Here is a 26,793-nt window from a genome sequence, read left to right as displayed (position 1 = left end):
CTGTGTGAAGAAATTGCCTATTCGCCGACCTCCGCGCCCGGCGTACCCAGTGTGTGCATCAAATACTGCTGGGCGCTGAATGGCGTTTGCTTGCCGCGTGGCTTGCGGCGCGCGTAGTGGCCCGTCGGCTCCAGTTCCCATGCATTTGTATTATCCTTCAAATACGGATTCAGGCCCTCGGCGATCACGCGCCGCTTCAGCGCCCGGTCCAGTACGGGGAAGGCCACTTCCACGCGGCGGAACAGGTTGCGGCTCATCCAGTCGGCGCTGGCCAGGTAGACGTCGTGCGCCAGGTCGTTGCGGAAGTAGTAGATGCGGCTGTGTTCGAGGAAGCGGCCGATCACGGAGCGCACCTTGATGTTTTCCGACAAGCCAGGCACGCCCGGTTTCAAGGTGCAGGCACCGCGCACGATCAGGTCGATCTTCACGCCATCGGTGGAGGCCGCATACAGGGCGCGGATCACGGATTCGTCCACCAGCGCGTTGACTTTCACGATGATGCGCCCGCGCCGGCCCGAGCGGGCGATCTTCGCCTCGTTGCGGATTGCCTTGATGATTTCGCTTTGCAGGCCGAACGGCGCCAGCCACAAATGGTTCAGGTTGTGCGGCTTGGTCAGGCTGGTCAGGTGGATGAAGACTTCATTGACTTCCACGGCCAAGTCCTGGTTGGCCGTCAGCAAGCCGAAGTCCGTGTACAGCTTGGTGGTGGTGGGATGATAGTTGCCAGTGCCCAGGTGGGCATAGAAGCGCAGGGCGCCTTCTTCACGGCGGATGACGAGCGCCACCTTGGCATGGGTTTTCAGTCCCACGACGCCATACACGACTTGCGCGCCCGCCTGTTCCAGCTTGTCGGCCCAGTTGATATTGGCTTCTTCGTCGAAGCGCGCCATCAATTCCACGATGACGGTTACTTCCTTGCCCATCTTCGCCGCCGTAATGAGCGACTCCATCAGGTCCGAGTTCATGCCCGTGCGGTAAATCGTCTGCTTGATCGCCACGACGGCGGGATCGTAGGCGGCGCTGCGGATGAAGTCGATCACCGTCTGGAACGACTGATAGGGATGGTGCAGCAGGATGTCGTGCTTGTTCAGCGCGGTAAAGATGTCGTTGCCGATGGCTTTATGGGCCAGACCGGGGAAAAACGGCGGGAAGCGTAGTTCAGGCTGCTTGACGTGGTCGATCATTTCCGACAAGCGCACCAGGTTCACGGGGCCGTTGACGCGGTAGAGGCGGCTTTGATCCAGGCTGAACTGGTCGAGCAGGAATTGCGACAATTCTGGCGGGCAATTGCGCGCCACTTCCAGGCGCACCGAGGTACCGAACTGGCGCCCCACCAGTTCGCCCTTCAAGGCCTGGCGCAGATTCTTGACTTCATCTTCGTCCACCCACAGGTCGCTGTCGCGCGTGACGCGGAATTGCGAATAGGCGATCACCTCGCGCCCGGCGAACAGGTCCGAAATGTGCGCATGGATGACGGAGGACAATAAACAGAAGGACACGCCATCACCGGAAATCTCGTCCGGCAGCTTGATGACGCGCGGCAAAACGCGGGGCGCCTTGACGATGGCGATCGCCGTGCCGCGGCCGAACGCATCCTTGCCGCTCAGCGAGACGATGAAATTGAGGCTTTTATTCACCACTTGCGGGAAGGGGTGGGCCGGGTCGAGGCCGATCGGCGTGAGCAGGGGACGCACTTCGCGGTCGAAGTATTGCTTGACCCACGCGCGCTGCGCCTCGTTGCGGTCGCTGTCGCGCAGCAAATGCACGCCCGCTTCGCGCAGGGCCGGCAAGACGTCGTTATTTAATATCTCGTACTGGCGTTCCACCAGCGCATGGCATTCCTTGCCGATGCGCTCCAGGTTGGCCGCCAGGGCAGGGTGGCCGGCCAGCGTCCCGCCGATGCTGCCGGCCGCCAGCAGGCTGGCCACGCGCACCTCGAAGAACTCATCCATGTTACTGCTGACGATGCACAGGTAGCGCAGGCGCTCGAGCAGCGGAATGTTCGGGTCTTCCGCCTGCGCCATCACGCGCCGGTTGAAAGTCAGTTGCGACAGCTCGCGGTCAAGCAGGATGCCCGATTTGGTCACTTCCGTGTGCAGTTCAGGTTTCATATTCTTTTGTCTTTGCAGATAGTTAATTCTAGCCGTATTTCATCATGTATGACGCGTTGTGAGTGTAATCATGAAATATGACGTAAGCGTGACATAAGCTGTCATAAAGCGTCGTCCGCCCTGTCATTTTTCACGCCGAAAAGAGCAATCCTCGGGGCGTAGCCAATTATTTCAGGAATTTTTACCCATGTCATAAAGCTGTCATATTCACTTGCTAGACTGCGCAGCATTCAACCGGGACTTTGAGCCCTAACAACCCTGAGGACTTGATATGCAAATGAAGCAAATGTTCAAATTTATCGTCGTGGGTGCTTCGGCAGCGATGGCATTTTCTTCCGCTTCCGTCATGGCGGCAGATATGACAGGTGCTGGTGCAACCTTCCCGTACCCGATCTACGCCAAATGGGCTGAAACTTACAAAGCCAACACCGGCAACGGCCTGAACTACCAGTCCGTCGGTTCCGGCGCAGGCATCAAGCAAATCAAGGCCAAGACTGTTGAATTCGGCGCCTCTGACATGCCTTTGAAGGCAGAAGAGCTGGAAGAAGCGGGCCTGATGCAGTTTCCGGCCATCATGGGCGGCGTGGTCACCATCGTCAATCTGGACGGCGTGAAACCAGGCCAGCTGAAGATGACGGGCAAGGTCGTTGCCGACATCTACCTGGGCAAGATCACCAAGTGGAGCGCTCCTGAGATCGCCGCACTGAACAGTGGCGTCAAGCTGCCGGACACGGAAATCACCGTGGTGCATCGCGCCGACGGTTCGGGCACGTCCTTCCTGTTCACCGACTTCCTGTCGAAAACCAACCCGGAATTCAAATCGAAAATCGGTGCTGGCTCGGCTGTGAAATGGGCCGTGGGCGTGGGTGGCAAGGGTAACGAAGGCGTCGCCGCCAACGTACAGCGTATCAAAGGTTCGATCGGCTACGTCGAGTGGGCTTATGCCAAGAAAAACAATATGTCGCACACCCAGCTGCAAAACAAGGACGGCAACTTCCTGCAGCCTGATGATGAAAACTTCAAGGCAGCAGCCGCTTCGGCACCGTGGACGCAAACCCCAGGCTTCGGCGTGGTCCTGACCGACCAGGCTGGCAAGAACAGCTGGCCTATCACCGGCGTGTCGTTCATCCTGATGCACAAAGTCCAGGCTGACGCAGGCAAGGCAAAAGAAGTCCTGAAATTCTTCGACTGGGCCTACAAAAACGGCGGCGCCGCTGCCGTTGAACTGGACTACGTGCCGATGCCGGCATCGGTCATCAAACTGGTGCAAGAGTCGTGGAAAGCCAACCTGAAAGATGCTTCCGGCAAATCGATCTACTAATCGCATAGCCTGAGTCACTCATCCTTGTCCCCGCCAGCAGCACGGCGGGGCAGGGAGTTAGCCAGGACCGTCCGCAAGCCCTTGCAGACGGTCCTGGCTAAAAAAGCAAGATAAAACAAGAGTTCAAAACAGCAATACCGGCAGTACCACCCACATCTGGCACAATATGAGCGCACAATCTACCTCCTCCACGATCCCCATGCCAGGCGGCACCATGACCGATTCCATCAGTCACGCGCAAATGCTTTCCACCATGCGCAAGCAGCGCTTCCAGGATTTTCTGTTCCACAAGGTGACGATGCTGTTCGCCCTGTCGGTGCTGATCGTCCTGGTCGGCATCATCATTTCGCTGATCATGGAATCGATACCGGCCTTCAAGACCTTTGGCCTGCATTTCATCGTGTCGGCGGAATGGGACCCCGTCAATGACCAGTACGGCGCCCTGATTCCCATCATCGGCACCCTGGTGACATCCGTTATCGCCTTGCTGATCGCCTTTCCCGTCAGCTTCGGCATCGCGCTGTTCCTCACGGAAATCTGCCCGGCCTGGCTGCGCCGCCCGCTGGGCACGGCTGTCGAGCTGCTGGCCGGTGTGCCATCGATCATCTACGGCATCTGGGGCCTGTTCGTGTTTGCCCCTCTGTTTGCCGACCATGTCCAGCCCCTGCTGAAAGCCACCCTGGGCAACGTGCCCGTCATCGGCCAGCTGTTCAGCGGCCCCATGATGGGCATCGGCTTGCTGACGGCCGGCCTGGTGCTGGCCATCATGATCATCCCCTTCATCGCTTCCGTCATGCGCGACGTGTTCGAGATCGTCCCCGCCGTGCTGAAGGAATCCGCATACGGCCTGGGCTGCACGCGCTGGGAAGTCGTGCGCAAGATTGTCTTGCCATACACCAAGACCGGCGTCGTCGGCGGCGTCATGCTGGGCCTGGGCCGCGCGCTGGGCGAGACCATGGCCGTGACCTTCGTCATCGGTAACGCGAATAAACTGTCGTGGTCGCTGTTTGCCGCCGGCAACAGCATCACTTCCTTGCTGGCCAATGAATTCGGTGAGGCGCAATCGGCGCTGCACGTGTCCTCGCTGTTCTCGCTGGCCCTGATCCTGTTTGTCATCACCTTTATCGTCTTATCCGCCGCCAAGCTGATGCTGGCTGGCATGTCCCGCAAGGAAGGCACGAAATGAGCCAGCTCAGCCAAGTTAGCACCCAAGAAGCTCCGGCCAAGCCGGCCATGAACCCCGTCTACCGCAAGCGCTTGTTGATGCACCGCATCGGCATCGCCCTGTCGGTGGCCGCCATGGCCCTGGGCCTGGCCGTGCTCGTGTGGATCCTGTTCACCCTGGTGATCAAGGGTTTCGGCGCCCTGTCCGTGGACCTGTTCACGCAAACGACGCCGGCTCCCGGCAGCGAAGGTGGCGGCCTGATCAATGCCATCGTCGGTAGTGCCCTGATGGTGGGCCTGGCGACTGTCGTCAGCACCCCGATCGGTATTCTGGCCGGCATCTACCTGGCCGAATACGGCGAAGAAAACAAGCTGGCGCAAGTGACGCGCTTCGTCACGGACATCATGCTGTCGGCGCCATCGATTGTCATCGGCCTGTTCGTGTATGCGCTGTACGTGGCGCACGTCAAACACTTCTCCGGTTACGCGGGCGCCATCGCGCTGTCTCTGATCGCCGTGCCGGTGGTAGTGCGCACGACGGACAATATGCTGCGCCTGGTGCCGAACAGCCTGCTGGAAGCCGCGTTTGCCCTCGGTGCGCCGCGCTGGAAAGTTGCTACCCTGGTGCGTTTGCGCGCCGTCAAGGCCGGCGTCATCACCGGTGTGCTGCTGGCCTTGGCCCGTATCGCCGGCGAAACGGCGCCGCTGCTGTTCACGGCCCTGAATAACCAGTTCCAAAGCTTCAACATGAATGCGCCGATGGCCAACTTGCCGTCCGTCATCGCATCGTTTGCGATGAGCCCGTACGACAACTGGCGCTCGCTGGCCTGGGGCGGCGCACTGCTGATCACCTTCAGCGTGCTGGCCCTGAATATCCTGTCGCGCACCGTGTTCAGCCAAAAAGTCCCTAATTAAACAGATACCGAGCGAAGCGAACCCATATGAATACGCAAATGAATCCAGCACAAGACCTGGCACCAAAGAAAAAAACCATCGAGATTTCTGGCCTGAACTTTTTTTACGGCAAAACGCAAAGTTTGCATAACGTCAACCTGGACATCCACGAGAAAAAGGTTACGGCCTTCATCGGCCCGTCCGGTTGCGGCAAGTCAACCTTGCTGCGCACCCTGAACCGCATGTACGACCTGTATCCGGGCCAGCGCGCGGAAGGTTCGATTCTGTACCGCGGCCGCAACGTGCTCGACGCGGACCAGGACGTCAACATGCTGCGCGCCAAGGTTGGCATGGTGTTCCAGAAGCCGACGCCGTTCCCCATGTCCGTCTACGACAACATCGCCTTCGGCGTTCGCCTGTATGAAGACCTGTCGAAAGGCGAAATGGACGAGCGCGTCGAGTGGGCCCTGAAAAAGGCCGCACTGTGGGGCGAGGTCAAGGACAAGCTGTCGAAGAGCGGCCTGTCGCTGTCGGGCGGCCAGCAGCAGCGTCTGTGCATCGCGCGCGGCGTGGCCGTGAAGCCGGACGTCTTGCTGCTCGATGAGCCGACCTCGGCGCTGGACCCGATCTCGACGTCGAAAGTGGAAGAGCTGATCAGCGAACTGAAACAGGATTACACGATCGCCATCGTGACGCACAATATGCAACAGGCGGCGCGTTGCTCCGACTACACGGCCTATATGTACCTGGGCGAGCTGGTGGAATTCGGCGAAACGGACCAGATCTTCATGAATCCGGCACGCAAGGAAACGCAGGATTACATCACGGGCCGCTTCGGCTGATCCACCCGCATAGCTATATATACAAGACAACTGAATACGGAGAGACGGCATGATAGGCGAACATTCATCCAAGCAATACGACAACGAACTCGAAGCGATCCGCTCGAAAGTGCTCCTGATGGGCGGCATCGTTGAAACCCAGTTCCTCGACGCGATGACGTGCTTTCGCATCGGCAATCCGGAACGCGCCGACCGCGTGATGCGCGAAGATGACGTCGTCAACCAGCTGGAAGTGTCGCTGGACGACGCCTGCAGCCATTTGATCGTGCGCCGCCAGCCGGCCGCCAACGACTTGCGCACCATCATGGCCACCATCAAGGTAATTACCGACCTCGAGCGCGTCGGCGACGAAGCGACCAAAATCGCCCGCGTGGCGAAGAATCTGCACAAGCGCGGCAATGCCGTCGTCAACCATTACGAGATGGTGCGCGGCATTGCCAACACGGCCACCGACATGCTGCACGACGCCCTGGACGCATTCGCGCGCAACGATGGCAAGCAGGCCTTACAATTAATTGCACAAGATGCCATCATCGACCATGAGTTTCGGTCTATCATGCGCAACTTGATAACCTTTATGATGGAAGACCCGCGCACGATTTCGGCGGCGCTCGATACCCTGTGGGTGGCCAAGGCCATCGAACGGATCGGCGACCATGCGAAAAACATCGCCGAATACGTGATTTACGTGGTTGAAGGCAAGGACATCCGCCACACCAAGGTGGCTGCTCCCGCCATTTCCGAGGAGCTCCCTGAGTAAGCTTTATGGCATCTGATAAAACCACGGTATTGATTGTTGAAGATGAGCCGGCCATCGTTGAACTGGTCACCTATTCGCTGCGCGAATCCGGCTGGAATTGCTGTTCCGTACAAAACGTTGCCGATGCCTGGGAATTCATCCAGCACCGCACGCCGCATCTGATTCTGCTGGACTGGATGTTGCCGGACCAGACGGGCTTGCGCCTGCTGTCGCGCATCCGCGCCGACCGCAATTTCGCCGCCATCCCCGTCATCATGCTCACCGCCAAGAGCATGGAAGAAGACAAGCTGGCCGGCCTGAACAGCGGGGCCGACGATTACGTCACCAAGCCGTTCTCGCCGCGCGAGCTGCTGGCGCGCGCCAAAGCTCTCCTGCGACGCAAGAGTCCGGAACACGCGCAGGCGCCCATGCGCGCCGGCAACGTGGCCTTGGACCCCGTCAGCTGCACCGTGATGATGGATGAACAGAAGATCGATATCGGCCATGCCGAATACAAGCTGCTGAAATTCCTGCTGGCCCATCCGGAGCGCGTTTTTTCGCGCAGCCAGCTGCTCGACAAGGTGTGGGGCGACCATGTGGTGATCGAGGAACGCACGGTCGATGTCCACGTATTGCGCTTGCGCAAAGCCTTGAAAGAGGCGGAAAGCCTGATCAAGACGGTGCGCAGCGTCGGCTACATGTTGTCTGAAAAGTAAAGCTTGCCTCTATGAATCCGAAATTGCTGTTCTGGGTACCGGCCGCCTTGCGCATGGTGCTGGCGCTGCTGGGCGTGGCTGTCGTCTGGTATCTGTTTGGCGCCACGTATGCGCTGGGCATCGCCTTCGTGCTGATGGCCATGATGGTGTTCGTGCAGCTGTCGTATCTGTTCCAGCTGAGTAATTGGCTGGACAATCCGCAAAGCGCCAAGCTGCCCGACGGCTGGGGCGCCTGGACCAGCATCTTCGCGCGCCTGTACCGCATGCGCCGCGACGACGAGAAAAACCAGGCCGAGCTGACGGAATGGCTGGCGCGTTTCCGCCAGGCCATGCATCTGCTGCCCGACGGCGTCGTCATCATGGACGACGTGCTGTTCCTCGAATGGTGCAACCCGGCCGCCGAGAAACACCTGGGCCTGACGCACGAGCGCGACAAGGGCATGCGCGTGACTAACCTGATCCGCAGCCCCGAGTTCATGGATTACATCATCCTGGGTCGCTACGACCAGCCGCTGACGATCACCTTCCGCAACCGCAAGCTGATCGTGCAGATCATTCCATTTGAAAACCGCCGCCAGATCCTCGTCACGCACGATGTGACGGAGACGGAACGCATCGAAATGATGCGCCGCGACTTCATCGCCAACGCCTCGCACGAACTGCGCACGCCGCTGACCGTCATCGTGGGCTTCCTGGAAATCGCTTCCGCCGAGCTGGACCTGGACGCCGCCACGCGCGCCGCCCACCTCAAGCTGATGACGGAGCAGGGCCACCGCATGCAGCATCTGATCGAGGACATGCTGACCCTGTCGCGCCTGGAATCGGTCGACTACCCGTTGCGCCCCGAGCCCGTGGACATCAAAAAGCTCATGCAGCAAGTCTTGCGCGACGCCAAGGGTTTGTCGGCCGGCAAGCATGAAGTGATCATGGAATGCAACGGTCCCGACGTGTTGGGCAGCTATGACGAGTTGTATAGCGCGTTTGGCAACCTGGCGTCGAACGCTGTACGCTACACGCCGGCCGGCGGCACCATCACCTTGCGCTGGCAGGATGGTCCGGCCGGACCGCAATTCATCGCGCAAGATACGGGCATCGGCATCAGCCAGGAACATATCTCGCGCCTGACGGAACGTTTCTACCGCGTCGACAAGAGCCGTTCGCGCGAAACCCAGGGCACGGGCCTGGGCCTGGCCATCGTCAAGCACGTGTTGCTGCGCCACGGCGGAACTTTGGCCATCCAGTCCGTGGCCGACAAGGGCAGCAGCTTCATCGTCAGCATGCCCAAATCCGTCGTCACGCCGTTGCAGGGCGAACTGCTGGTCAAGTAGGCCGGGAAGGGGGAGCGTGTCTCCCTGTTTCCCGTGCGACTAGTGCAATGTTGGCATAAGTCGTTACAATCAGGCCATGACTTTAATCAACGCCTCTTTTCGCCACGCCGGCGCGCAGCAACTGGCCCAGTCGCTGCAGGCCGCGCGCCAGGATACTCTTTCCCTGTTCGACTGTTACATCACTGCCGGCCTGGACGTGGTGGCTGGCTTGCCCCGTCATCCGCGCCTGAATCCGCCCTTATGGCAACTCGCGCATATCGCCTGGTTTGCCGAGTGGTTCATCCTGCGCGAAGCCGCTTCCAGCCATCCGGCCGACGCCATTTATAACTCCCTGCTGACGCGCGGCGACGATCTGTTCGACGCCAACATGGTGGAGCATCGCGCGCGCTGGAAGCTGGAACTGCCAAGTCCGGGCGCCGTGAAAACGTATTGCCACGAAGTACTCGACAGGGTGTTGGATAAACTGTCGCGCGAAGCCAATGTCGACAGCGCCCTGGCGCCATACCGGCTGGCGCTGGCGCATGAAGACTTGTGTGGCGAAGAAATGCTGGCCGGCTTGCAATGGCTGGGCCTGGAAGCACCGGAGTCCCTGGCTGCCAGCCCGGCCTTGCCGCCAGGCGCGGGGGAGATCGCTTTTCCAGGCGGCTCCATCGAACTAGGCTCGCCGCGCGGGGCCGGTTTTGCCTTCGACAATGAATCGCCGCCCCATGCCTGCTACGTGCCGCCGTTCCGCATGGACGCCGTACCCGTCTCGAACGCCCAGTTTGCCGATTTTGTCGCCGACGGCGGCTACCAGAACCGCCAGTTCTGGAGCGCGGCCGGCAGCGCCTGGCTGATGCAGCAGGAGCGCTCGTCGCCCCTGTACTGGCTGCGTGAAGCAACGCAGTGGCGCACCATGCGTTTCGGCCAGCGCACGACCTTGCCGCCGAATGAAGCCGTGCGGCACATCAATCTGTATGAAGCGCAAGCGTACTGCGCCTGGGCGGGGCGCCGCCTGGCGACTGAGGCGGAATGGGAGTATGCTGCGCTGTCCGGCCACCCGCGCTTTCACTGGGGCCAGGTATGGGAGTGGACGGCGACGCCGTTCGAGCCGCATCCGGGCTTTGCGGTGGACGCCTGGCGCGAATATTCGGCGCCGTATTTCATGCAGCACCAGGTGCTGCGCGGCGCCGCCTTCGCAACGCCGCCGCGCCTGCATTCGGCGCGCATGCGCGCTTTCCACGCGCCCGAACGCGGCGACATCTTTGCCGGCTTGCGCACCTGCGCCTGGTAGCGCGCCGAGAACAGACATTATTTCAGGATACCCTTGAGTACAGATAACGCCCCGCAGTTCATTCCCAAACGCATCACACCCACGCCGGAGCAGGTGGCCATCCAGACGGCGCAAAAGAAAGTGGTGCTGATCGACGCCAATGCCGGCGCGGCCAAGACGACGACCCTGGCCCTGCGCCTGGCCGAGGCGCTGCACCGTGGGCGCGCGCCCGAGCGCATGCTGGCCCTCGTGTTCACCGAGGCGGCGCGCGTGGCCCTGCGCCAGCGCCTGCTGGAAGTGGGCGTGCCGCTCGGTGTCGTCAAGCGCCTGAGCATCGACACCTTCGACGCTTTCGCCGCCAAGGTGCTGCTGCAGCTGGAAAACATGCAGGTGGCGTTCATGCGCAGCGATGAAGAGCTGCGTCCCGTGGCCTGGGAAGCACTGGAAGTCGTGTCGGAAAAATACGCCCACCGTTACCCGCTGGAAATCAACACGACCAACGGGGCGATTGCCGAGTTTTTGAAACTGCAATTGCGCACCAAGGCGCGCCTGGATTTCCAAAATCCTGACTTCGAGAGCAATTCCCTGGATGACAACCTTGAGCTGCTGGGCATGTCGCGCACGCATTATCTGTGGCTGCGCGAATATGAAGGCTTGCGCGGCGCCGACACGGGCGATATCCAGTTCCGCGCACCCTTCGACGCCACCTACGACCTGGTGCGCATGCTCGATGGCGACGAGCCGCTGCGCCAGCAGTTGCCCGCCTTCCAGATCATCGTCGCCGATGAATTGCACGATTTGAACGAGGCGTCGTTCCGCCTGCTGACCATGCTGATACGCCGCGGCAACGCGTTCTTTTGCGGCGCCGGCGACAAGGATCAAGTCATCTATACGTGGTCGGGCGCCGACCACCGCTTCCTGCGCCAGCGCTTCGAGCAGGAGTTTCCCGCCTTGCAGCGATTGCCGCTGACGGCGTCCTACCGCTACGGCCCGCAGCTGGCGCAGGCCGTGGGCGTGCTGAAAAACAAGGCCAGCGTCTCGGCCCTGTCGCGCGCCACCCATATCGACGTGCTCGAGTACGACCATGCGCAGCCGCAGGCGTGCAGCGCCCAGCTGATCGCCGCCCTCGAACACGCGCATGCGGGCACGACGGCCATCCTGTTGCGCGACCGCGACCAGGCCATCCGCGTGGAAACGGCGCTGTTCCAGAGCGGTATCGCGTATGGCCTGGTGGACATGAACAGCTATCTGCTGAGCCTGGAAGTGTTGATGCTGCGCGGCATGGTCGCCATCGCCCGCAAGGATTTGCATGCGATCAAGAGCGGCCCGCGCCGTGGCGAGATCCTCGAAGCCCTGGTGGCCTTCGCGGAAATCCCGTTTACGCGCGCTGAGCTCCAGCAAGCCAAGGCCGACGTGGCCAACTACCCGGACTTGTTGGAAGGCTTTTTGACGAACCAGCTGGCCAAGTCGCACAACCAGGACAAGGCGGCGCTGACCCTTGCCGCCGTCGACTACCTGCGCGCGCTGCCCGCCGACGCCCTGGCGGGAGATGCCCTGCAGCACGTCTTCGGCCTGATGCAGCTGGAACAGACGGCGCGCCGCATCTATGTCGACCCGGCGCAGGCGCGGGTCGTGGCCCGTTCCCTGCACGGCTTTATCGCCGTGTGCCGCGAAGCGGGCGTGGCGCTCGGTGGTTTTGCCGGCTGGCTGGGCGAGATGGAAGAGGCCGTGACGGTCTCGACCGGCAAGGCCAGGCTGGTGATCGCCTGCATCGACCAGATCAAGGGTCTCGAGTACAACCACGTGATTTTGCCCTACCTGGCTGTCGATGAATTCCCGCGCAGCAAGACCGACCCGCTGGAAGAAGAAAACCGTTTCTATGTGGCCGCCACCCGCGCGCGCGACAGGCTCACCTTGCTCACGCCGCAAGATGCCGCCTACCGGAGCCGTTACATTGCCGCCCTGCAGCTTAAACAGAAGATTGTTGCGCCAAAGTCATAGATCTTTTGCTGTGTGGCCACTTTTTGCGAAAGACGAAAGCGGGCATACTGGGCTGGTGTGATTGACAGCAATCTAACCAGACGGGAGTAACGGCATGAAGGTTTTCTTGACAGGCGCAGCAGGTTTCATCGGTAGTTCCATCGCGGCGGGCCTCGTGCGCGCCGGCCATCAGGTGACGGGCCTGGTGCGCAAACCGGAGCAGGTGGCCGAGCTGGCCACGATTGGCGTGCAAGGTGTCGTCGGCACCTTGAACGACCGCGAATTGCTCGTCGAGCAGGCGAAGGCGGCCGATGCCGTCATCAATGCGGCCAGCAGCGACCACCGCGGCGCCGTCGAAGCGATCCTCGAAGCGCTGGCCGGCACGCACAAAGTGTTCCTGCACACGAGCGGCTCGTCCATCGTGGGCGACGCCTCGGGCGGCGAGGGCACGGAACAGATTTACTACGAAGACAAGTTGCCGGCGCCCACGGCCGACAAGGCGGCCCGGGTCGCCATCGATGACCTGGTCCTGGCCGGCGCAAGCCAGGGCATACGCGCCAGCGTGTTGTGCAACACCCTGATCTATGGCCACGGCGCCTTGCCGCGCGACAGCGTGCAATTGCCCCGTTTGCTGAAACAGGCACGCAAGAGCGGCATCGTGCGCCACGTGGGGCCGGGCCGCAACATCTGGTCCAATGTGCATATCGACGACGTCGTCAGCCTGTATTTGCTGGCGCTGGAAAAATCGCCGGCCGGCACGTTTTACTTTGTCGAGTCGGGCGAAGCGGCCTTCCGCGACATGACGGCCGCCATCGCCAAGGCACTGGACCTGGGGCCCGCGCAGGATTGGCCGCTGCCCGAGGCGATCGCCGAATGGGGCTACGAGATGGCTTCCTACGGTCTCGGTTCCAACAGCCGCGTGCGCGGCGAACGGGCGCGCAAGTTGCTGGGCTGGCAGCCGCAGGGCCCATCCGTGCTGGCATGGATCAAGAACGACATGCTCAATGCGCCGCACGCCATCGCCGTTTGATGTAGCTCAGCAAAACCTCATCAGTGTGCGCTAGCGAACGGTGCTGTATGGCGATCGGGAGTATGATGGCTTCGCTTGGTTGAGACGCACTGCCGTGAAGTTGGCGGCATGTTCGATCTTCCAGCAGGTCAGCCGGTCGCCTCAAGGATCGGCACCAGATTTCCGCTGCCGACGCGTTTGCGCCATGCGGCAGCGCACTGCAACTCCAGGTCGCGGTGTGTACTGCGAACCCCTTCAAGGCCGGCCCTAGCCGGTCTTTTTTTTTGCCTGTCATTCCCGCCGCTGCGCCATTCACCGCCACCTGTCCGCCATTCGCCGAAGCGGTGTTTTCGTGCGCCCGAATTGCGCGTATCTTTACGATCAACCAACTTCAAGGGGTGACCGTGAAACCTGAACCAGCTTATTGCCGCCGTACCCAGCTGCTGTGGGGCGTGCTGCTGATCGCCATCGGCGCCGTCATCCTGCTGGACCGGCTCGATGTGATCTATCTCCACGATTACTATTCACTATGGCATTATTGGCCGCTGATACTGGTCGTCTTCGGCCTGAACAAGCTGCTCACGCCCGTGTCCGCCAAGCAGATACTGAGCGGCCTGTGGCTGATCTTTTTTGCCGCCTGGTGGTATGTGTCGTACGAAGAGCTGTGGAACTTGAATTTTTACAATAGCTGGCCCGCCTTGCTGATCGCCTGGGGCATGGGCCTCGTGCTGCAACCATTGTTGAACAAACATTTTATTGCCTACCGGGAGTCCGAGCATGAAAAATAGACCGCCGCTGCACTCGCCATCGCAGATCGTGCTGGGCGTTATCGTCATCGGCCTGGGGCTGCTGTTCCTGCTCGATAACCTCGGTTTCATCAATGTGCGCTACACCTTCCGTTTCTGGCCCACGGCGCTGATCGTGTTTGGCCTGCTGAAACTGTCGCAAAGCCGCAGCGCGAACGGCTATTTACTGGGTGGCATGCTGGTGCTGCTGGGCGTGGCCTGGACCCTCAAGCACATGGGCATCTTCTACCTGAACTGGGACTTGCTGTGGCCCTTGCTGATCATCGGCCTGGGCGTGGCTGTGGTGTCGAAGTCCCTGCCCGGCGCACAGCAGCGCCAGCAGCGCCGGCGCTTTGCGGCGCAGCAGGATGGCACGGCAGCGTCTGATTCGTTCGGCCAGGCCAGGAATGGCGCCGTGTCGCTGGACAAGGACGCCGCCGATGCCACTGCAGCGCCCGGCGCCGGCGGGCAGGCGGACGATGACAGCATCATCGAAGTGACGGCCATCCTCGGCGGCTATGTGCGGCGCGTGTCGTCGCAGCGCTTCAAGGGCGGCGATATCAATGTCATCATGGCTGGCTGCGAAATCGACTTGCGCCAGGCGTCGATCGAAGGCGAAGCCGTGCTCAACGTATTTGCCCTGTGCGGCGGTGTCACCATCAAGATTCCGCCCGACTGGAGCGTCGTGCTGCAGGGCACGCCCATCCTCGGCGGCTTCGAAGAAAAGACCATCGTGCCGCCGAACCAGGCCAAGCGCCTGTACGTGACGGGCTACGCCATCATGGGCGGCCTGGAAATCCGCAACTAGGCGCGCATGTCCGGGTCCTTGTCGAAGCGGCGCGGCGCCGTGGTGGTGTTCCTGGTCTGCATCGCGCTGGGCCTGGCCCTGGCCTTCATCCTGGCCAGGGTGGCCCACGCGTCCTGGCTCAATGCGATCCTGCTGGTGGTGCCGGCCACGCTCGTGTATGCGATCGGTTCGGGCTTCTCCGCGTTCTACCTGTGCCGCGCCTATCCCTTGCACGCCCGCCATCCGCTCGCCATCGCCGGGGTGATGGGTGTGGCGGCCCTGTTCGCGGGCTTGCTGTGGGCCACCCTGTTGCAATTTTTGAACAGCGTCAGCCTGTTGACGGAGCTGCGCTGGCTGGGCGTGAACCTGACGCAATCGTTGCTGGCCCTGTTCTTCGGCCTGGGCGTACTGCTGTATTGCCTGGCTGCCGCCGTGCATTATCTGTTGCTGGAATTCGTGCGCGCCAGGATGGCCGAACAGCGGGGACTGGAAGCGCAACTGACGGCGCAGGAAGCGCAATTGCGCATGCTGCGCACGCAGATCGATCCGCATTTCCTGTTCAACAGCCTGAACTCCATCAGTGCCTTGACGTCTATCAATGCGGCGGGTGCGCGCCAGATGACGGTGCAGCTGGCCAGTTTCTTTCGCCAGAGCCTGAGCCTGGAAGCGCACAAGCACATCACCGTGCAAGAGGAGCTGGTGCTGATCCGCCATTTTCTCGCCATCGAGCAAGTGCGTTTTGGCGAACGCCTGCAAGTGGTGGAGAGCATCGACGTTGCCGCGCTGGCGTGTTTGCTGCCGCCCATGCTGATACAGCCGCTGGTGGAAAATGCCGTCAAGCATGGTATCTGCGGCTTGACGGAGGGCGGCCTGATCGCCATCGAGGCCCGGCGCGCAGGCAGCCTGTTGCAGATTGCCGTGCGCAATCCGGTGGATGCGGATCAAAGGCCAGAGCGCGGCAATGGCGTGGGCCTGGAGAATGTGCGCCAGCGCCTGGCCGGCGCCTATGGTCACGAGGCCAGCGTGCACTGGGGCCGGCGCGGCGGCCATTTCGAGGTGATGATTTCCATGCCGGCGCAGACCGGCGACACGGAGGAAGCATGAGGCAGGCAAGAATGCGGGTCGTCATCGTCGATGATGAATTGCTGGCACGCAGCGTGTTGCGCGAATACCTGGCGCGGCATGACGATATCGAGATCGTGGCCGAGTGCGCCAATGGCTTCGAAGCCGTCAAGGCCATCGCGGATCTGGAGCCGGAACTGGTGTTCCTCGACATCCAGATGCCGCGCCTGGACGGTTTTGAAGTGGCGGAACTGATCGGCGCGAAGACAAAGCTGATCTTTGTCACGGCCTACGACCAGTACGCCTTGAAAGCGTTCGAATGCCATGCCCTGGACTATCTGCTGAAGCCGTTCAGCGAACAGCGCTTCGAGCAGGCGCTGGCCCATGCGCGCGCCAACCGCAGCGCGCCCGAGACTGTGCTGACGGTGGCACGCGAGGCGGCCACGCGCACCGCGCACCTGGACCGTGTGCTGATACGCGACGGCGCCAAGGTCCACGTGATTGCCAGCGCGCGCATCGACTACATCGAGGCGCAGGACGATTACATCAGCATCCGTTCCGAGGGCAAGTCCTACCTGAAAAGCCAGACCTTGGCGGAGCTGGAAACCCAGCTCGATCCCGCCAAGTTCCTGCGCGTGCACAGGTCGTATCTGCTCAATATCGACGGCATCCGCCGCATCGAGGCGGCCACGAAAGACAGCCACGTGGCCATCCTGCGCGACGATACGAGGATTCCCGTCAGCAAGGCGGGCTACCAGAAGCTCAAGATATTAGTTGGCTAGCTGCACATCCCACCAGGTGGGCAAGAGCTGGCGGATTTCCGGCCGGGAAAAACGGTCGTCGATCAGGTACACGACGCCCTTGTCCGACTGGGTGCGGATGACCCTGCCGGCCGCCTGCACCACCTTTTGCATGCCCGGATACAGATACGTGTAGTCGTAGCCGGCGCCGAAGATGTCGCCCATGCGCTGGCGGATCTGCTCGTTGACGGGATTGATCTGCGGCAAACCGAGGGTGGCGATGAAGGCGCCGATCAGGCGCGCGCCGGGCAAGTCGATGCCTTCGCCGAAGGCGCCGCCCAGCACGGCAAAGCCGATGCCGCGCGTGTCCAGGCCGAAACGGCCCAAAAATTGCGCGCGGGCAGTATCGTCCATGCGGCGCGGCTGCTGCCAGAGGGGCACATCGGGATAGTGCTGGGCAAACAGGGTGGCCGTCTTTTCCATGTAATCAAAACTGCTGAAGAAGGCCAGGTAGTTGCCTGGCGTTTCCGCATACTGGCGCGCCATCAGCTGGGCGATGGGCAGCAGCGAAGCGGCGCGGTGCTGGTAGCGCGTGGAAATGCTGTCGGCCACGCGCACGGATAGCTGTTCCGCCTGGAACGGCGATTCCACGTCGACCCAGGCTGTATTGGCCGGCATGCCCAGGGTGTCGCTGTAGTAATTCCACGGACTCAGGGTGGCGGAAAACAGGGCCGTGCTGTGGCTGGCCGCGAAACGTTCCTTGAGAAACGGTGCGGGCACGATGTTGCGGATGCACACGGTGGAGCCAGCAGTGGATCCCGTATTTGTCTTGCTGACGTCGAATAGCGAATGCTCGCCAAAACTCTCTGCCAGGCGGTTGATCAGCAGCACGTCGAAATAAAAGCGCTGCAAGTCCTCATCCAGCGCCCCTGCGTGCTCGGCCAGGTAATCGCCGATGGCCGTGGCCACGCCTTGCAGGGCGCCAAAGAATTTGTCCGGCAAGGCGGGATGCACGTGGTATTCGCCGTCCTGTTCCTTCAACAGGGCCGTCCACTGGCGCGAGAGGCGATCCAGCGGCTTCTTCAGTCCCTCGGGCGCGAACTTGCGCAGCATTTTCAAGTTGATCTGCTCCAGCTGGGCCGAATACATGCTGCGCGCGCGTGACACCATATTGTGCGCCTCGTCGACCAGCACGTTGACTTTCCAGTCGTGGGCCAATGTCATGCCGTACAGCATGGCGCTGAGGTCGAAGTAGTAATTGTAGTCGCCGATGACGACATCGCTCCAGCGCGCCAGCTCCATGCCCAGGTAGTACGGGCAAATACCCTGCTGTAAGGCGATGGCGCGCACGGCTTCCTTGTCGAGGATCAAGCCGCTGGCCAGCGCCACCTCGCGCGCCAGCGGCAAGCGGTCGTAAAAACCCTTGGCCAACGGGCACGATTCGCCGTGACAGGCTTTGTCAGGATGCTCGCAGGCGCTGCTCTTGGCGCTCAGTTCCAGCACGCGCAGGGGCAGCAGGGGCGCGCTGTCCTTCAGGATGGCGCAGGCGTCGAGCGCCATTTGCCGGCCCGGCACCTTGGCGGCGAGAAAAAACAGTTTATCCAGGCCATGCGCGGCCGTGGCTTTCAACATGGGAAACAGGCTGCCCACCGTCTTGCCGATGCCCGTGGGCGCCTGCGCCAGCAAGCCGCAGCCACGGCTGCTGGCCTTGTACATGGCCTCGGCCAGCTGGCGTTGGCCCGGGCGAAAATCCGCATGGGGAAAGGCCATGCTGGTGAGCTGCGCGTCGCGGCTGGCCCGGTGCGCCATTTCCTGCTCGGCCCAGTCGAGGAACAGCGCGCAATGCTGTTCGAAGAAAATGCGCAGCGCCTCGGCCGTGCATTCCTCATGCATGAGCGTTTCCTTCTGGCTGGCAATATCGAAATACACGAGCGCCACGCGCAGCATGGGCAAGTTCAGCTGCTGGCACAGCAGATGGCCGTAAATGCGCGCCTGCGTCCAGTGCAGCTGGCGGTGGTTGGCGGGCATGGCGTCCAGGTCGCCCCGGTACGTCTTGATTTCTTCCAGCTGGCGCCGCGCGGGGTCGTAACCATCGGCGCGGCCCCGCACGTGCAGGGGGCCGAAGTCGCCGGACAGGCTGATTTCGCGCTGGTAATCGTCATCGCGCCGGCCCGTGACGGTGGCGTGGCCGGCCATGCCTTCCTGTGCCGTGGGCGAGGGCGTAAAACGCAAGTCCAGGTCGCCTACCTTGGCCGTGAATTCGCACAGGGCGCGCACGGCGATCGTGTACTTCATGCTGCCTCCCATTGCAGGTAGCACACGCTGACGGGCATGGCGTGCTCGGCGCAATAGGCGATCCAGCGCAGCTGGTTGTCTTGCAGGCGGTCGCCCGGACCCTTGACTTCGATCATGCGGTAGCGCTGTTCGGCCGGCCAGAACTGGATCAGGTCGGGCAAGCCGCTGCGGTTGCTTTTGATATCGAGCAAGATGCGTTCAAACGCCTTCTTCAGGTGCGCGGCCGGGATGCAGGCCAGTGCCAAGTCCAGCAAGCCATCGTCCAGCACGTCCCAGCTGACGAAGGGCGAGACGATGCCGTGCTTGGCGGCATGCGTGGCGCGGATGGCTGCGTGGTAGCCGCCGTCGTCCAGTTGCGCCAGGCAAGTGGCGAAATCGCTGCTGCGGCGCTGGTAAAAATCGGCGCTGTGCAAGTCGGCCGGGCCACGGTGGAACGGGTGGAAGAAGGCGCCTGGCATGGCTTTGAAGATGGCGGGCCAGCACAGCAGGCCGAACAGCGAGTTGATCAGGGTGTTTTCCACGTAATACACGGGCGCGTCATCCTGCATCAGATGTTGCTGCACCACCCCTTCCACGTAGCACGCTTGTTCAGGATACGGCAGCAGCAGGTCGATGCGCTCCACGGCCGAGGCTGCATTGGCCGCCTGCTTCGCATGGCCCAGCTTGCGCCGCAAACGGGGCGCCATGCGCAGCAGCAATTGCTGTTCCGCTTCGCTTTCCGGCGCGGCCAGGGCGATCGCCAGCCTGTCATAGGCCGCTTGCGGCTGTTCATCTTTTTCCAGTACGCGGATGGCGCGGCCCCGGGCACCCGGATAGCGGCAATCGGCGTAGGCGCGGTAGGCGGCCGGCCAGTCCTGGCATTTCTCCAGGTGCTGGGCGATCTGGAAGCGCAGCTTGTCGCGCCGGCTGGCCAGCCAGGTATTGTCCTCGGGCAAGGGCAGCGCCGCCAGTTCCTGCAGCACTTCGTCCGCCGGTGCGCTGTCGTTGTAGCGTTCGCGGCACTGGTGCAGCACTTCATAGTGCTCGATATCCTGGCGCGTGCGAAAACCGCGCGATTGCGGCGAGAATTCCACTTTTTCGTATTGGTACACACCGAGGTCGGACAGCACGAATTCCGACCAGTCCTGGTGATAATTGCCAAAGTAAATCAGGCGCAGGCGGTCGCACAGGGGCTGCAAGCCGATGCGGTACAGCACGTCGGTGCAGGCCGGATGCCATGCAGAGAACGGTTTCGCTTCCGCATGCAGTTCGCGCAAGGCATCGAGCTGCTCGGCCTTGCGCGCCGCTTTCAGGGGCGCGGCGAGGTGGAAAGCCTGGGCGATTTCTGCTTTCAGCAGCAAGTCGAACAGCTCATCAAGCGCAATGACGGGATCGGCTACCACCCAGCCCGTGGCCAGCAAGGGCAGGGCGGTCGCGCGCGTGTCGCCGATTTCCGGGTAATTGAGCTTGCTGGCGCGAAACAGGCAGCCCTTGCGCATGACGAGGCGCACGAACAGGGCGCGCGAAGGCTGCGGCAGTACGCCGAAGTCGGCGATGAACCGCGTTTCTTCAGCACTCAGCAGATCGGCGTAACGCGTGCCGATCCAGGTCAGCACATCCTGGAAATTATCCAGATAGTACAGGGGATTTTCCAGGACTCTCAACATGGGGGGCAATAGGGCAAGATACAAGGCGATCGGTTTTACTGTGTTTATATACAGTTTAAACCTTCAGCCGCCGCTTGCCCAGCGAATTATGTTCAGCCAGCCGTGCTGTAGGCAAAACAGCTGTCGAACTTTTCGTAGGGAATCATTCCTTCGCGCAGGCTGGCCAGCTCGATATCGGTCAGCAAGCCCCGGTGCGCTTCTTTTCTGCCCTTCGGCAGCAGCACGTCGTAATCGATGATGTCCCTGGACAGCAGCGTTTGCAGGATCTGCGCCTGTTCCGACGAGAGGTAGCGCGCATGCGTGCCCAGGGTTTTTGCCAGTTGATCCCTGAACTCCTCGTCGCTGACCTCGTTGTACGTATCCTGGTCGGCCATGCTGTTCAACAACATGTGGAACAGGAAGTCGTGCAGGTTTTTCGCCAGATACTGGGCTTCATTCTGGTCATGCCACAGCAGCACGATGGGCATCTCGCCATCGTGCTGGCCGGATACGAAAAAGCAGTAGTGATCGCCGGCGCCCGTTTGCGCGAACGGGATGAACCGGAAGGCGGGATCGATTTTCCGATAGTCGTCCGCGTCCAGCAGCGTATCCACGGCGTCGGCAACGGCCTCGATATTGAGCAATTCGAAATCGTCCGCGTGCAGCAGCAGGGTGGGCCGGTCTGTCAAGGTGGGATAGACCAGCTTGTACCAGTCGGGGCCATATTCACCCACGTCGAGCATGCCGTCGCGCTCCAGCTGGCGGTACAGTGCGGGATAGGTGAAGTCGTATTGGTGTTCAATTTCTGACAGTGTCATGTTTGCCCTGTTAAAGGTGATTCATGGGGCCATGATAGCCGAGGCGGTGGCGTGCACGGTTCGCGTCACGGTGGCAACGCCTGGCATAGTTAATAAACATTTTTGTTTACTTATGTAGCATGGTCACGTAGTCTTGCCAGACAATACCCATCGAGCCCGCATGAAAAATATCATCCTGATTTCCGCCGCCTGTTTGCTGGCGTTGCTGTCGACCATAGGCGCCTCCCTGCCATACCCGATCCTGCCGCCCCTGTTCGCGGCCGAAGCGCCGAATGCCTTCAACAATTTCCTCGGCTTGCCATCCAAACTGTTGTTCGGCCTGGCGCTGACCATCAACCCGCTGGGTTTGCTGATCGGCTCGGCCGTGCTGGGTCCCCTGTCCGATCGCTATGGCCGTCGCCCCTTGCTGATGCGCACGGCCGTGGGCGCCGCCATCGGCCACGCCATCACGGCATGGGCCCTGGTGATCCAGTCCTATCCGCTGTTCATCGTCGCCCGTTTCATCACGGGTTTGCTGGAAGGTAACGGCGCCGTAGCGCGCGCCATGCTGGCCGACCAGCTGACGGGGCCGCTGCGCCTGCGCGCCATGTCCTGGCTGAACGGTGCGTTTTATCTGGGCTGGCTGGTGGGCCCGATCCTGGCAGGCGCGACCCTGCATTGGGGCGTGACGGTGCCGTTCTGGATCGCCGCCGCCGCCCTGATGCTCGTCGCCGTGCTGGTGGCCGTCGGTTTGCCGCGCGAAACGCCCTCGCTATTGACGACGTCGTGGTGGCAAGTGGCGCGCGACCGCCATTCGCTCAATTTGCTGCGCCATGAGGAGCTGCGTACCCTGTTCATCGTGCAGCTGGCGCTGACCTGCGGCGTGGCCAGCTTTTACGAGTTTTATCCGCTGTGGCTGGTCGAAACGGCCGCTTACCATGCGCAGGAAATTGCCTGGGTAAATGTGGGCCTGTGCGGCACGATGACGGTCACGTCCTTGCTGGCGGGCGGTCCCAGCCGACACGCGCCGCTGCTGCGCGCCAGCTGGTATGCGTGCGGCGTGGCGTTGGCCGTAGGGATCTTGGCGCTGGGCAATATCTGGGTGGGCATCGCCGCCATCGTGCTGTTCGGCATTCCGAATGCAATGTACAACACGGTGATCCAGGGCTGGTGCGCCGAACGCTTCAGCGCGCACGGGCAGGGCGCCGTGATGGGCTTGCTGGCCACCACCTTTTGCATTGCCAACATCGTCGTCGCCCTCAGCGGCTCCGTGCTGACCCTGATCGACACGCGGCTGATTCTCGTGGCGGGGGCCTTGTCCGCCGCCTGGGCCGCGTGGCGCATGGCCGCCTGGCGCCGCCAGCTGGACGGAGCCGTTGACGCGAAAGCCGTGGCATGAGCGCAAGCATGAATACGTCGGAGCAGACCCTGTTCCTGCTGAAGATGCGCGGGCCGCAGACGGCGCAGCAACTGGCGGCCTTGCTCGCTATCACATCCATGGGTGCGCGGCGGCAGCTCGAAGCGGCGCTGGAGCGTGGCCTGGTGGCTTTCGAGGACGTGGCCGACAAGGTGGGACGTCCGTCGCGGCGCTGGGCGCTGACGCAGCAGGGTCACGCGCGCTTTCCCGACCGCCATGCGGACCTGACCCTGGAATTGATAGCGCAAGTCAAAACCCTGTTCGGCGACGAAGGGCTCGATAAACTGATCGGCGCGCGCGAACGCAGCAGCGAAGCAGCGTACCGCCGGCTGGTCGACTTGCGGCTTGCGCTGGCGCAACGAGTGGACAGCCTGGCGCGGGTGCGCGATGGCGAGGGCTATATGGCCCATGCCGAGCCGCAGGACGATGGCAGTGTCTTGCTGGTGGAAAACCATTGTCCGATTTGCGCTGCCGCCACGGCGTGCCAGAATTTTTGCCGCTCGGAGCTGGCCATCTTTCAACGGGTATTGGGGGACGATTGCACGGTGGAACGCAGTGAATATCTGCTGGAGGGGGGGAGGCGCTGCGTGTACCGGATCGTGCCTATCGGAACCTGAGGAATCAGGCCCCGATAGTTGTCACTTACTTCCTGCCAATTTACTTCTTGGCAGCCTTCGGCTTGGCAGCAGGCGCCGCCTTTTCAGCTGCAGCTTGTGCGCCGGCCGTAGCCTTTTCCGTGGCCTGCGCCACTTGCGCGCTGGCCTTGGCGATCTGCTCTTCCACCGTTTTGACGGCCTGTTTCGTGGCCTTGGTGACTTCTTCGTAGCCGAGGAAGGCGTTGTCGATGGCGGCCTTGACGATGGCCACGGCGTTTTCCGAACCCGGTGGCACGTTTTTCGTGACGTCGTAGATCAGGGCGCTCAGATTGCTTTTCGCTTCGGCCACGTGGGCTTCGGCGGCCGTGGTGAATTCCGTGTGGATTTCCTTGATGATGTCGTCGAGTTGTTGTTTATACGCTTTTGCGCCTGCCACGCCCGGCTGCAGCTGGGCGGCGGCTGCGGCCATGGCGGCCTTCGGATCTTTGGCCTGGCTGATTTCCTTGCTGGCGGCAAGGCCATCTTCGATGCCGGACCTGGCGGTGGCCATATTCAGCGCCAGCACCTGTTCCACGCCTTGCACGGCCTTGGAGGTGAGGGTGTTGAAGGTCATCAGCTGGAATTCAAACAGGGCCTTGGTGGCCGATGCGAATTGTTCGGGATTCGTAAACATGTGGTCTCCTCGGTTTGAATAGATACGTTCTTATCGTTCCATACTCTTTCGACGCCGCATTGCCATCGCTTGCTTTCAAGCCGGTGCCCCGTGTGGTCATAGCCTCATTATTTAACAAGCGCCGGTTTTTCGCAACGGCTATCTTTGTAGGGCCCCGAGGCCAGTTCCCAACCAAATCCCAGGGTCGATTGGGCGCACGACAGGGTGCCGTCGATTTTGCTGCGCCACTGGTACCAGGGGGCAGGTCCAGCCATTGCGCAGGCGCAAACTGCCAGCAGGGCCGTGGCGATCAGGTATTTCATAGGTGCTCCGAAAGAAAAGCCTGCCGGCATTGTAGCGCGCCTGCCATTCAGGGGGCGGGCGATTGCGGCGCCGTAGCGGGCAGTTGCAGGGTGAAGGTGGTGCCGCTGGTGGCGCCCGTGCTGCTGGTGGCGTCGATATGGCCGCCCAGCACGCCCGTGACGATGTTGTGCGCCACATGCAGGCCCAGGCCCGAACCGCCCGAACCGAGCTTGGTCGTGAAGAAGGGGTCGTAGACGTGCGCCAGGTCGTCGGCGGCGATGCCCACGCCCGTATCGCTGATGGACACGGTGATCGTTTTCCCATCGTCGCTGCCGCGCGCCGTGATGGCGATATTGCCGCCGCTGCGGCCCTCGAAGGCATGGCGCAGGCAATTTTCCAGCAGGTTGCTCAGCACCTGGCCCAGCGGACCCGGATAGCTGTCCATGGCCAGGTCATCCGGCACGTCCTGCGTCAGGCTCAGGCCGGCGGCCTTGAGCGGCGTGGACAGGGGCAGCATCAGCTCGGCGACAAACTGGCGCAGCAGGAAGTGGCGGCGCTGCGAGCTGGCGCGGTCGACGGCGATCTGCTTGAAGCTCGAAACCAGGTCGGCGGCGCGCTGCAGGTTGCGCAGCATGATGGCGTCGGCCTCGCTGGCCTGGGTCAGGTAGGCGCCCAGCTCCGAGCGGCGCAAGCCATCGAGGAAGCTGGCCTGGATTTCGCGCGTGCGCTCGGCCATGGTGGTGGCCACCACCAGGCCGTTGCCGATCGGCGTATTGAGTTCGTGCGCGATGCCGGCCACCAGCGCGCCCAGCGCGGCCAGCTTGTCGCGGCGCACCAGTTCTTCCTGCGTGATGGACAGGTTCTCCAGCGCGGCGGCCAGTTCGAGGTTTGTTTGTTCCGAATGTTCCTTGGCCTGCGTCAGGGCCGCCGTGCGTTCGGCCACCAGCTCTTCCAGGTGGGCGCGGTGGCGCTGCAGTTCGCGTTCGTGGCGCATGCGGCCGATGGCGATGCCGGCCAGGTCGGTCGCCGTGTCGATCAGTTCCAGGTCGCGCGCATCGGGCTTGCGTACTTCGCGGTAGTACATGGCGAAGGAGCCGAGCACGGCGCCATCCTGGCCGAAGATGGGGCGCGACCAGCAGGCGCGCAAGCCGAACGGCGCCGCCAGCTCGCGGTAGGGCGCCCACAGCGGGTCGTGCATGATGTCGCTGACCTCCACCGGTTCGCGCAGGAACATGGCCGTGCCGCAAGACCCCACGCCGGGACCGATGGCCACGCCTTCGAGCAGGGCCATGTATTCGGGCGGCAGGCTGGGACCGGCCGCGCTGTGCATGTGGATGCCGTCATCGTCGAGCAGCATGATGGAGCAGAGCACGCCGCGCGACTGGCCTTCGATCAGCAGCAGCAGCTGGTTCAGGGTGGGGATCAGGGGCGCGCCCTTGGCGACCATTTCCAGCAGGGCGCTCTGGCCCGCGCGCATCGCTTCGGCGAGGTTGCGTTCGGTCAAGTCGATGATGCGCGCATGCACGAGCTGGCGGCCCGGCACGGACAGGCGCATCAGCCGGATTTCGCAGGCGATCGGGTGGCTGTCGCGGTGGCAGCAGCTGGCGCGGAAGACGACGATCTTGCCTTGCAAGGTATCGCGGATCATTTCTTCCAGCAGTTGCGGCGAGGCGCGGCCATCGCTCTGATGCTGGGGAAACAGCGGCTCCATGCCACCTTGCAGCAGTTCGGCCAGCGGCATGTCGAACAATTCTTCGGCCAGGTGGTTGGCATCGATCAGCAGGCGGTTATCGATATCGAACAGCAGCACGGCGTCGGGCGAACCGGCCAGGATGGAATGGTAATTGACTTCCAGCGTTTGCGGGTGCAAGGGGCGCGGCGGCGCGGCGGGAGTGGCGAAGGGGCGGGCGGCGGGCGTCTCGGCCTTGTGCAGCGCCAGTTCCATGAGGATTTTTTCCGCCACGTCGCGCGCATTGAAGGGCATCTTGATGTAGTCGCTGGCACCGGCGCCCACGCTGCGGCCCTGTTCCTCGGCGCTGGGGGTGGCCGACATCAGCAGCAGCGGCACGCCGTGGCGTCCGCCCGCATTGCGCAGGCGCATGCAGGTGGCGCCAATATTCGTGCCCGCCAGCGCCGCATCGAGCAGGATCAGGTCCGTGCCGCCGGCCGCCAGTTCCACGCCTTCGTCGATATCGCCCGCCAGTCCCGTGCCCAGGTTATGCCGGTCCAGCACATACAGCAGCTCGCGCACATCGTTAGGCGAATTGCTGACCAGTAGCACCTTGGCCCGGTCGGCGATGGAAGAAATCAACTGATTCATGGTATCGCGCCCTCAAGCGTTTCATGGGCCTAGTATTACATCAAGGCAAGTAGGAGTA

At 62.1% G+C, this 26,793-nt stretch carries 23 protein-coding genes; 16 read left to right on the top strand and 7 right to left on the bottom strand.

What is annotated here, in order from left to right; all coding sequences use genetic code 11:
* Positions 1 to 17 precede the first annotated feature (17 nt).
* Complete coding sequence (gene ppk1, locus ACQ4WY_RS17165) at positions 18 to 2,111, bottom strand: polyphosphate kinase 1 (RefSeq protein ID WP_353657958.1); 2,094 nt, start codon at positions 2,109 to 2,111, stop codon at positions 18 to 20.
* Positions 2,112 to 2,397: 286 nt separating this feature from the next.
* On the opposite strand from ppk1, the gene pstS reads away from it, so the two are divergent.
* From pstS to ACQ4WY_RS17095, 14 genes are all read left to right on the top strand, one after another.
* On the top strand, positions 2,398 to 3,432 hold the full coding sequence (pstS, locus tag ACQ4WY_RS17160; RefSeq protein WP_436505063.1) for a phosphate ABC transporter substrate-binding protein PstS: 1,035 nt from the start codon (positions 2,398 to 2,400) through the stop codon (positions 3,430 to 3,432).
* A 214-nt stretch (positions 3,433 to 3,646) separates the two neighbouring features.
* Positions 3,647 to 4,618: a phosphate ABC transporter permease subunit PstC gene (gene pstC / locus ACQ4WY_RS17155; protein ID WP_326459379.1), complete on the top strand. Its 972-nt coding sequence runs from the start codon at positions 3,647 to 3,649 to the stop codon at positions 4,616 to 4,618.
* The gene (gene pstA / locus ACQ4WY_RS17150; protein ID WP_436505062.1) at positions 4,615 to 5,511 is read left to right on the top strand and encodes a phosphate ABC transporter permease PstA; all 897 of its coding nucleotides are present in this window, start codon (positions 4,615 to 4,617) and stop codon (positions 5,509 to 5,511) included. Before pstC ends, pstA begins: the two co-directional genes overlap by 4 nt.
* A gap of 38 nt (positions 5,512 to 5,549) precedes the next feature.
* On the top strand, positions 5,550 to 6,332 hold the full coding sequence (pstB, locus tag ACQ4WY_RS17145; RefSeq protein WP_010396817.1) for a phosphate ABC transporter ATP-binding protein PstB: 783 nt from the start codon (positions 5,550 to 5,552) through the stop codon (positions 6,330 to 6,332).
* Positions 6,333 to 6,381: 49 nt separating this feature from the next.
* The gene (gene phoU, locus ACQ4WY_RS17140) at positions 6,382 to 7,092 is read left to right on the top strand and encodes a phosphate signaling complex protein PhoU (protein WP_070218051.1); all 711 of its coding nucleotides are present in this window, start codon (positions 6,382 to 6,384) and stop codon (positions 7,090 to 7,092) included.
* Between the two features lie 5 nt (positions 7,093 to 7,097).
* Positions 7,098 to 7,787, top strand: coding sequence for a response regulator (locus ACQ4WY_RS17135; RefSeq protein ID WP_034755074.1), 690 nt, complete (start codon positions 7,098 to 7,100; stop codon positions 7,785 to 7,787).
* An 11-nt stretch (positions 7,788 to 7,798) separates the two neighbouring features.
* A complete protein-coding gene (gene phoR, locus ACQ4WY_RS17130) occupies positions 7,799 to 9,115 on the top strand; it encodes a phosphate regulon sensor histidine kinase PhoR (protein ID WP_436505061.1) in 1,317 nt (438 codons plus the stop codon).
* A gap of 76 nt (positions 9,116 to 9,191) precedes the next feature.
* The gene (gene senA, locus ACQ4WY_RS17125) at positions 9,192 to 10,388 is read left to right on the top strand and encodes a selenoneine synthase SenA (protein WP_436505060.1); all 1,197 of its coding nucleotides are present in this window, start codon (positions 9,192 to 9,194) and stop codon (positions 10,386 to 10,388) included.
* Positions 10,389 to 10,421: 33 nt separating this feature from the next.
* Positions 10,422 to 12,368 (top strand): UvrD-helicase domain-containing protein, encoded by a 1,947-nt coding sequence (locus ACQ4WY_RS17120; protein WP_436505059.1) that lies wholly within the window; start codon positions 10,422 to 10,424, stop codon positions 12,366 to 12,368.
* Between the two features lie 94 nt (positions 12,369 to 12,462).
* Positions 12,463 to 13,377, top strand: coding sequence for an NAD-dependent epimerase/dehydratase family protein (locus tag ACQ4WY_RS17115; protein WP_436505058.1), 915 nt, complete (start codon positions 12,463 to 12,465; stop codon positions 13,375 to 13,377).
* Positions 13,378 to 13,760: 383 nt separating this feature from the next.
* Complete coding sequence (locus ACQ4WY_RS17110) at positions 13,761 to 14,144, top strand: LiaF transmembrane domain-containing protein (protein ID WP_436505057.1); 384 nt, start codon at positions 13,761 to 13,763, stop codon at positions 14,142 to 14,144.
* Positions 14,134 to 14,949: a LiaI-LiaF-like domain-containing protein gene (locus tag ACQ4WY_RS17105; RefSeq protein WP_436505056.1), complete on the top strand. Its 816-nt coding sequence runs from the start codon at positions 14,134 to 14,136 to the stop codon at positions 14,947 to 14,949. Before ACQ4WY_RS17110 ends, ACQ4WY_RS17105 begins: the two co-directional genes overlap by 11 nt.
* Positions 14,950 to 14,955: 6 nt before the next feature.
* On the top strand, positions 14,956 to 16,032 hold the full coding sequence (locus ACQ4WY_RS17100) for a sensor histidine kinase (protein WP_353657950.1): 1,077 nt from the start codon (positions 14,956 to 14,958) through the stop codon (positions 16,030 to 16,032).
* An 11-nt stretch (positions 16,033 to 16,043) separates the two neighbouring features.
* Complete coding sequence (locus tag ACQ4WY_RS17095; protein WP_353661067.1) at positions 16,044 to 16,772, top strand: LytR/AlgR family response regulator transcription factor; 729 nt, start codon at positions 16,044 to 16,046, stop codon at positions 16,770 to 16,772.
* Here ACQ4WY_RS17095 and ACQ4WY_RS17090 read toward each other — a convergent pair.
* The 3 genes from ACQ4WY_RS17090 to ACQ4WY_RS17080 all read right to left on the bottom strand — a co-directional run bounded on the left by ACQ4WY_RS17090 (position 16,761) and on the right by ACQ4WY_RS17080 (position 21,468).
* Positions 16,761 to 19,025 (bottom strand): ATP-dependent DNA helicase, encoded by a 2,265-nt coding sequence (locus ACQ4WY_RS17090; RefSeq protein ID WP_436505055.1) that lies wholly within the window; start codon positions 19,023 to 19,025, stop codon positions 16,761 to 16,763. The genes ACQ4WY_RS17095 and ACQ4WY_RS17090 overlap by 12 nt on opposite strands.
* Entirely contained in the window at positions 19,022 to 20,671 is a 1,650-nt protein-coding gene (locus ACQ4WY_RS17085) for a VRR-NUC domain-containing protein (protein ID WP_436505054.1), read from the bottom strand. Before ACQ4WY_RS17085 ends, ACQ4WY_RS17090 begins: the two co-directional genes overlap by 4 nt.
* A gap of 92 nt (positions 20,672 to 20,763) precedes the next feature.
* Positions 20,764 to 21,468 carry an SMI1/KNR4 family protein gene (locus ACQ4WY_RS17080; RefSeq protein ID WP_436505053.1) on the bottom strand — a complete coding sequence of 235 codons (705 nt, stop codon included), beginning with the start codon at positions 21,466 to 21,468 and terminating at the stop codon, positions 20,764 to 20,766.
* A 160-nt stretch (positions 21,469 to 21,628) separates the two neighbouring features.
* Between ACQ4WY_RS17080 and ACQ4WY_RS17075 the strand changes: the two genes are divergently transcribed.
* Together ACQ4WY_RS17075 and ACQ4WY_RS17070 are read left to right on the top strand one after the other, a co-directional pair.
* Positions 21,629 to 22,846, top strand: coding sequence for an MFS transporter (locus tag ACQ4WY_RS17075; protein ID WP_436505052.1), 1,218 nt, complete (start codon positions 21,629 to 21,631; stop codon positions 22,844 to 22,846).
* A gap of 8 nt (positions 22,847 to 22,854) precedes the next feature.
* Positions 22,855 to 23,481: a helix-turn-helix transcriptional regulator gene (locus ACQ4WY_RS17070; RefSeq protein ID WP_436505051.1), complete on the top strand. Its 627-nt coding sequence runs from the start codon at positions 22,855 to 22,857 to the stop codon at positions 23,479 to 23,481.
* A gap of 40 nt (positions 23,482 to 23,521) precedes the next feature.
* Here ACQ4WY_RS17070 and phaP read toward each other — a convergent pair whose 3' ends face one another.
* The 3 genes from phaP to ACQ4WY_RS17055 form a co-directional block, all read right to left on the bottom strand.
* Entirely contained in the window at positions 23,522 to 24,133 is a 612-nt protein-coding gene (gene phaP, locus ACQ4WY_RS17065) for a TIGR01841 family phasin (RefSeq protein WP_353657945.1), read from the bottom strand.
* Between the two features lie 107 nt (positions 24,134 to 24,240).
* On the bottom strand, positions 24,241 to 24,435 hold the full coding sequence (locus ACQ4WY_RS17060; RefSeq protein ID WP_353657944.1) for a hypothetical protein: 195 nt from the start codon (positions 24,433 to 24,435) through the stop codon (positions 24,241 to 24,243).
* A 47-nt stretch (positions 24,436 to 24,482) separates the two neighbouring features.
* Positions 24,483 to 26,735 (bottom strand): ATP-binding protein, encoded by a 2,253-nt coding sequence (locus ACQ4WY_RS17055; protein WP_436505050.1) that lies wholly within the window; start codon positions 26,733 to 26,735, stop codon positions 24,483 to 24,485.
* Positions 26,736 to 26,793: the final 58 nt, after the last annotated feature.

The organism is Janthinobacterium salmonicoloratum (genome assembly GCF_051380845.1).
Classification (GTDB): Bacteria; Pseudomonadota; Gammaproteobacteria; order Burkholderiales; family Burkholderiaceae_D; genus Janthinobacterium; species Janthinobacterium lividum_F.
Note: the sequence above shows the minus strand (reverse complement) of the source record. Positions and strands in the feature narration are given on the sequence as shown.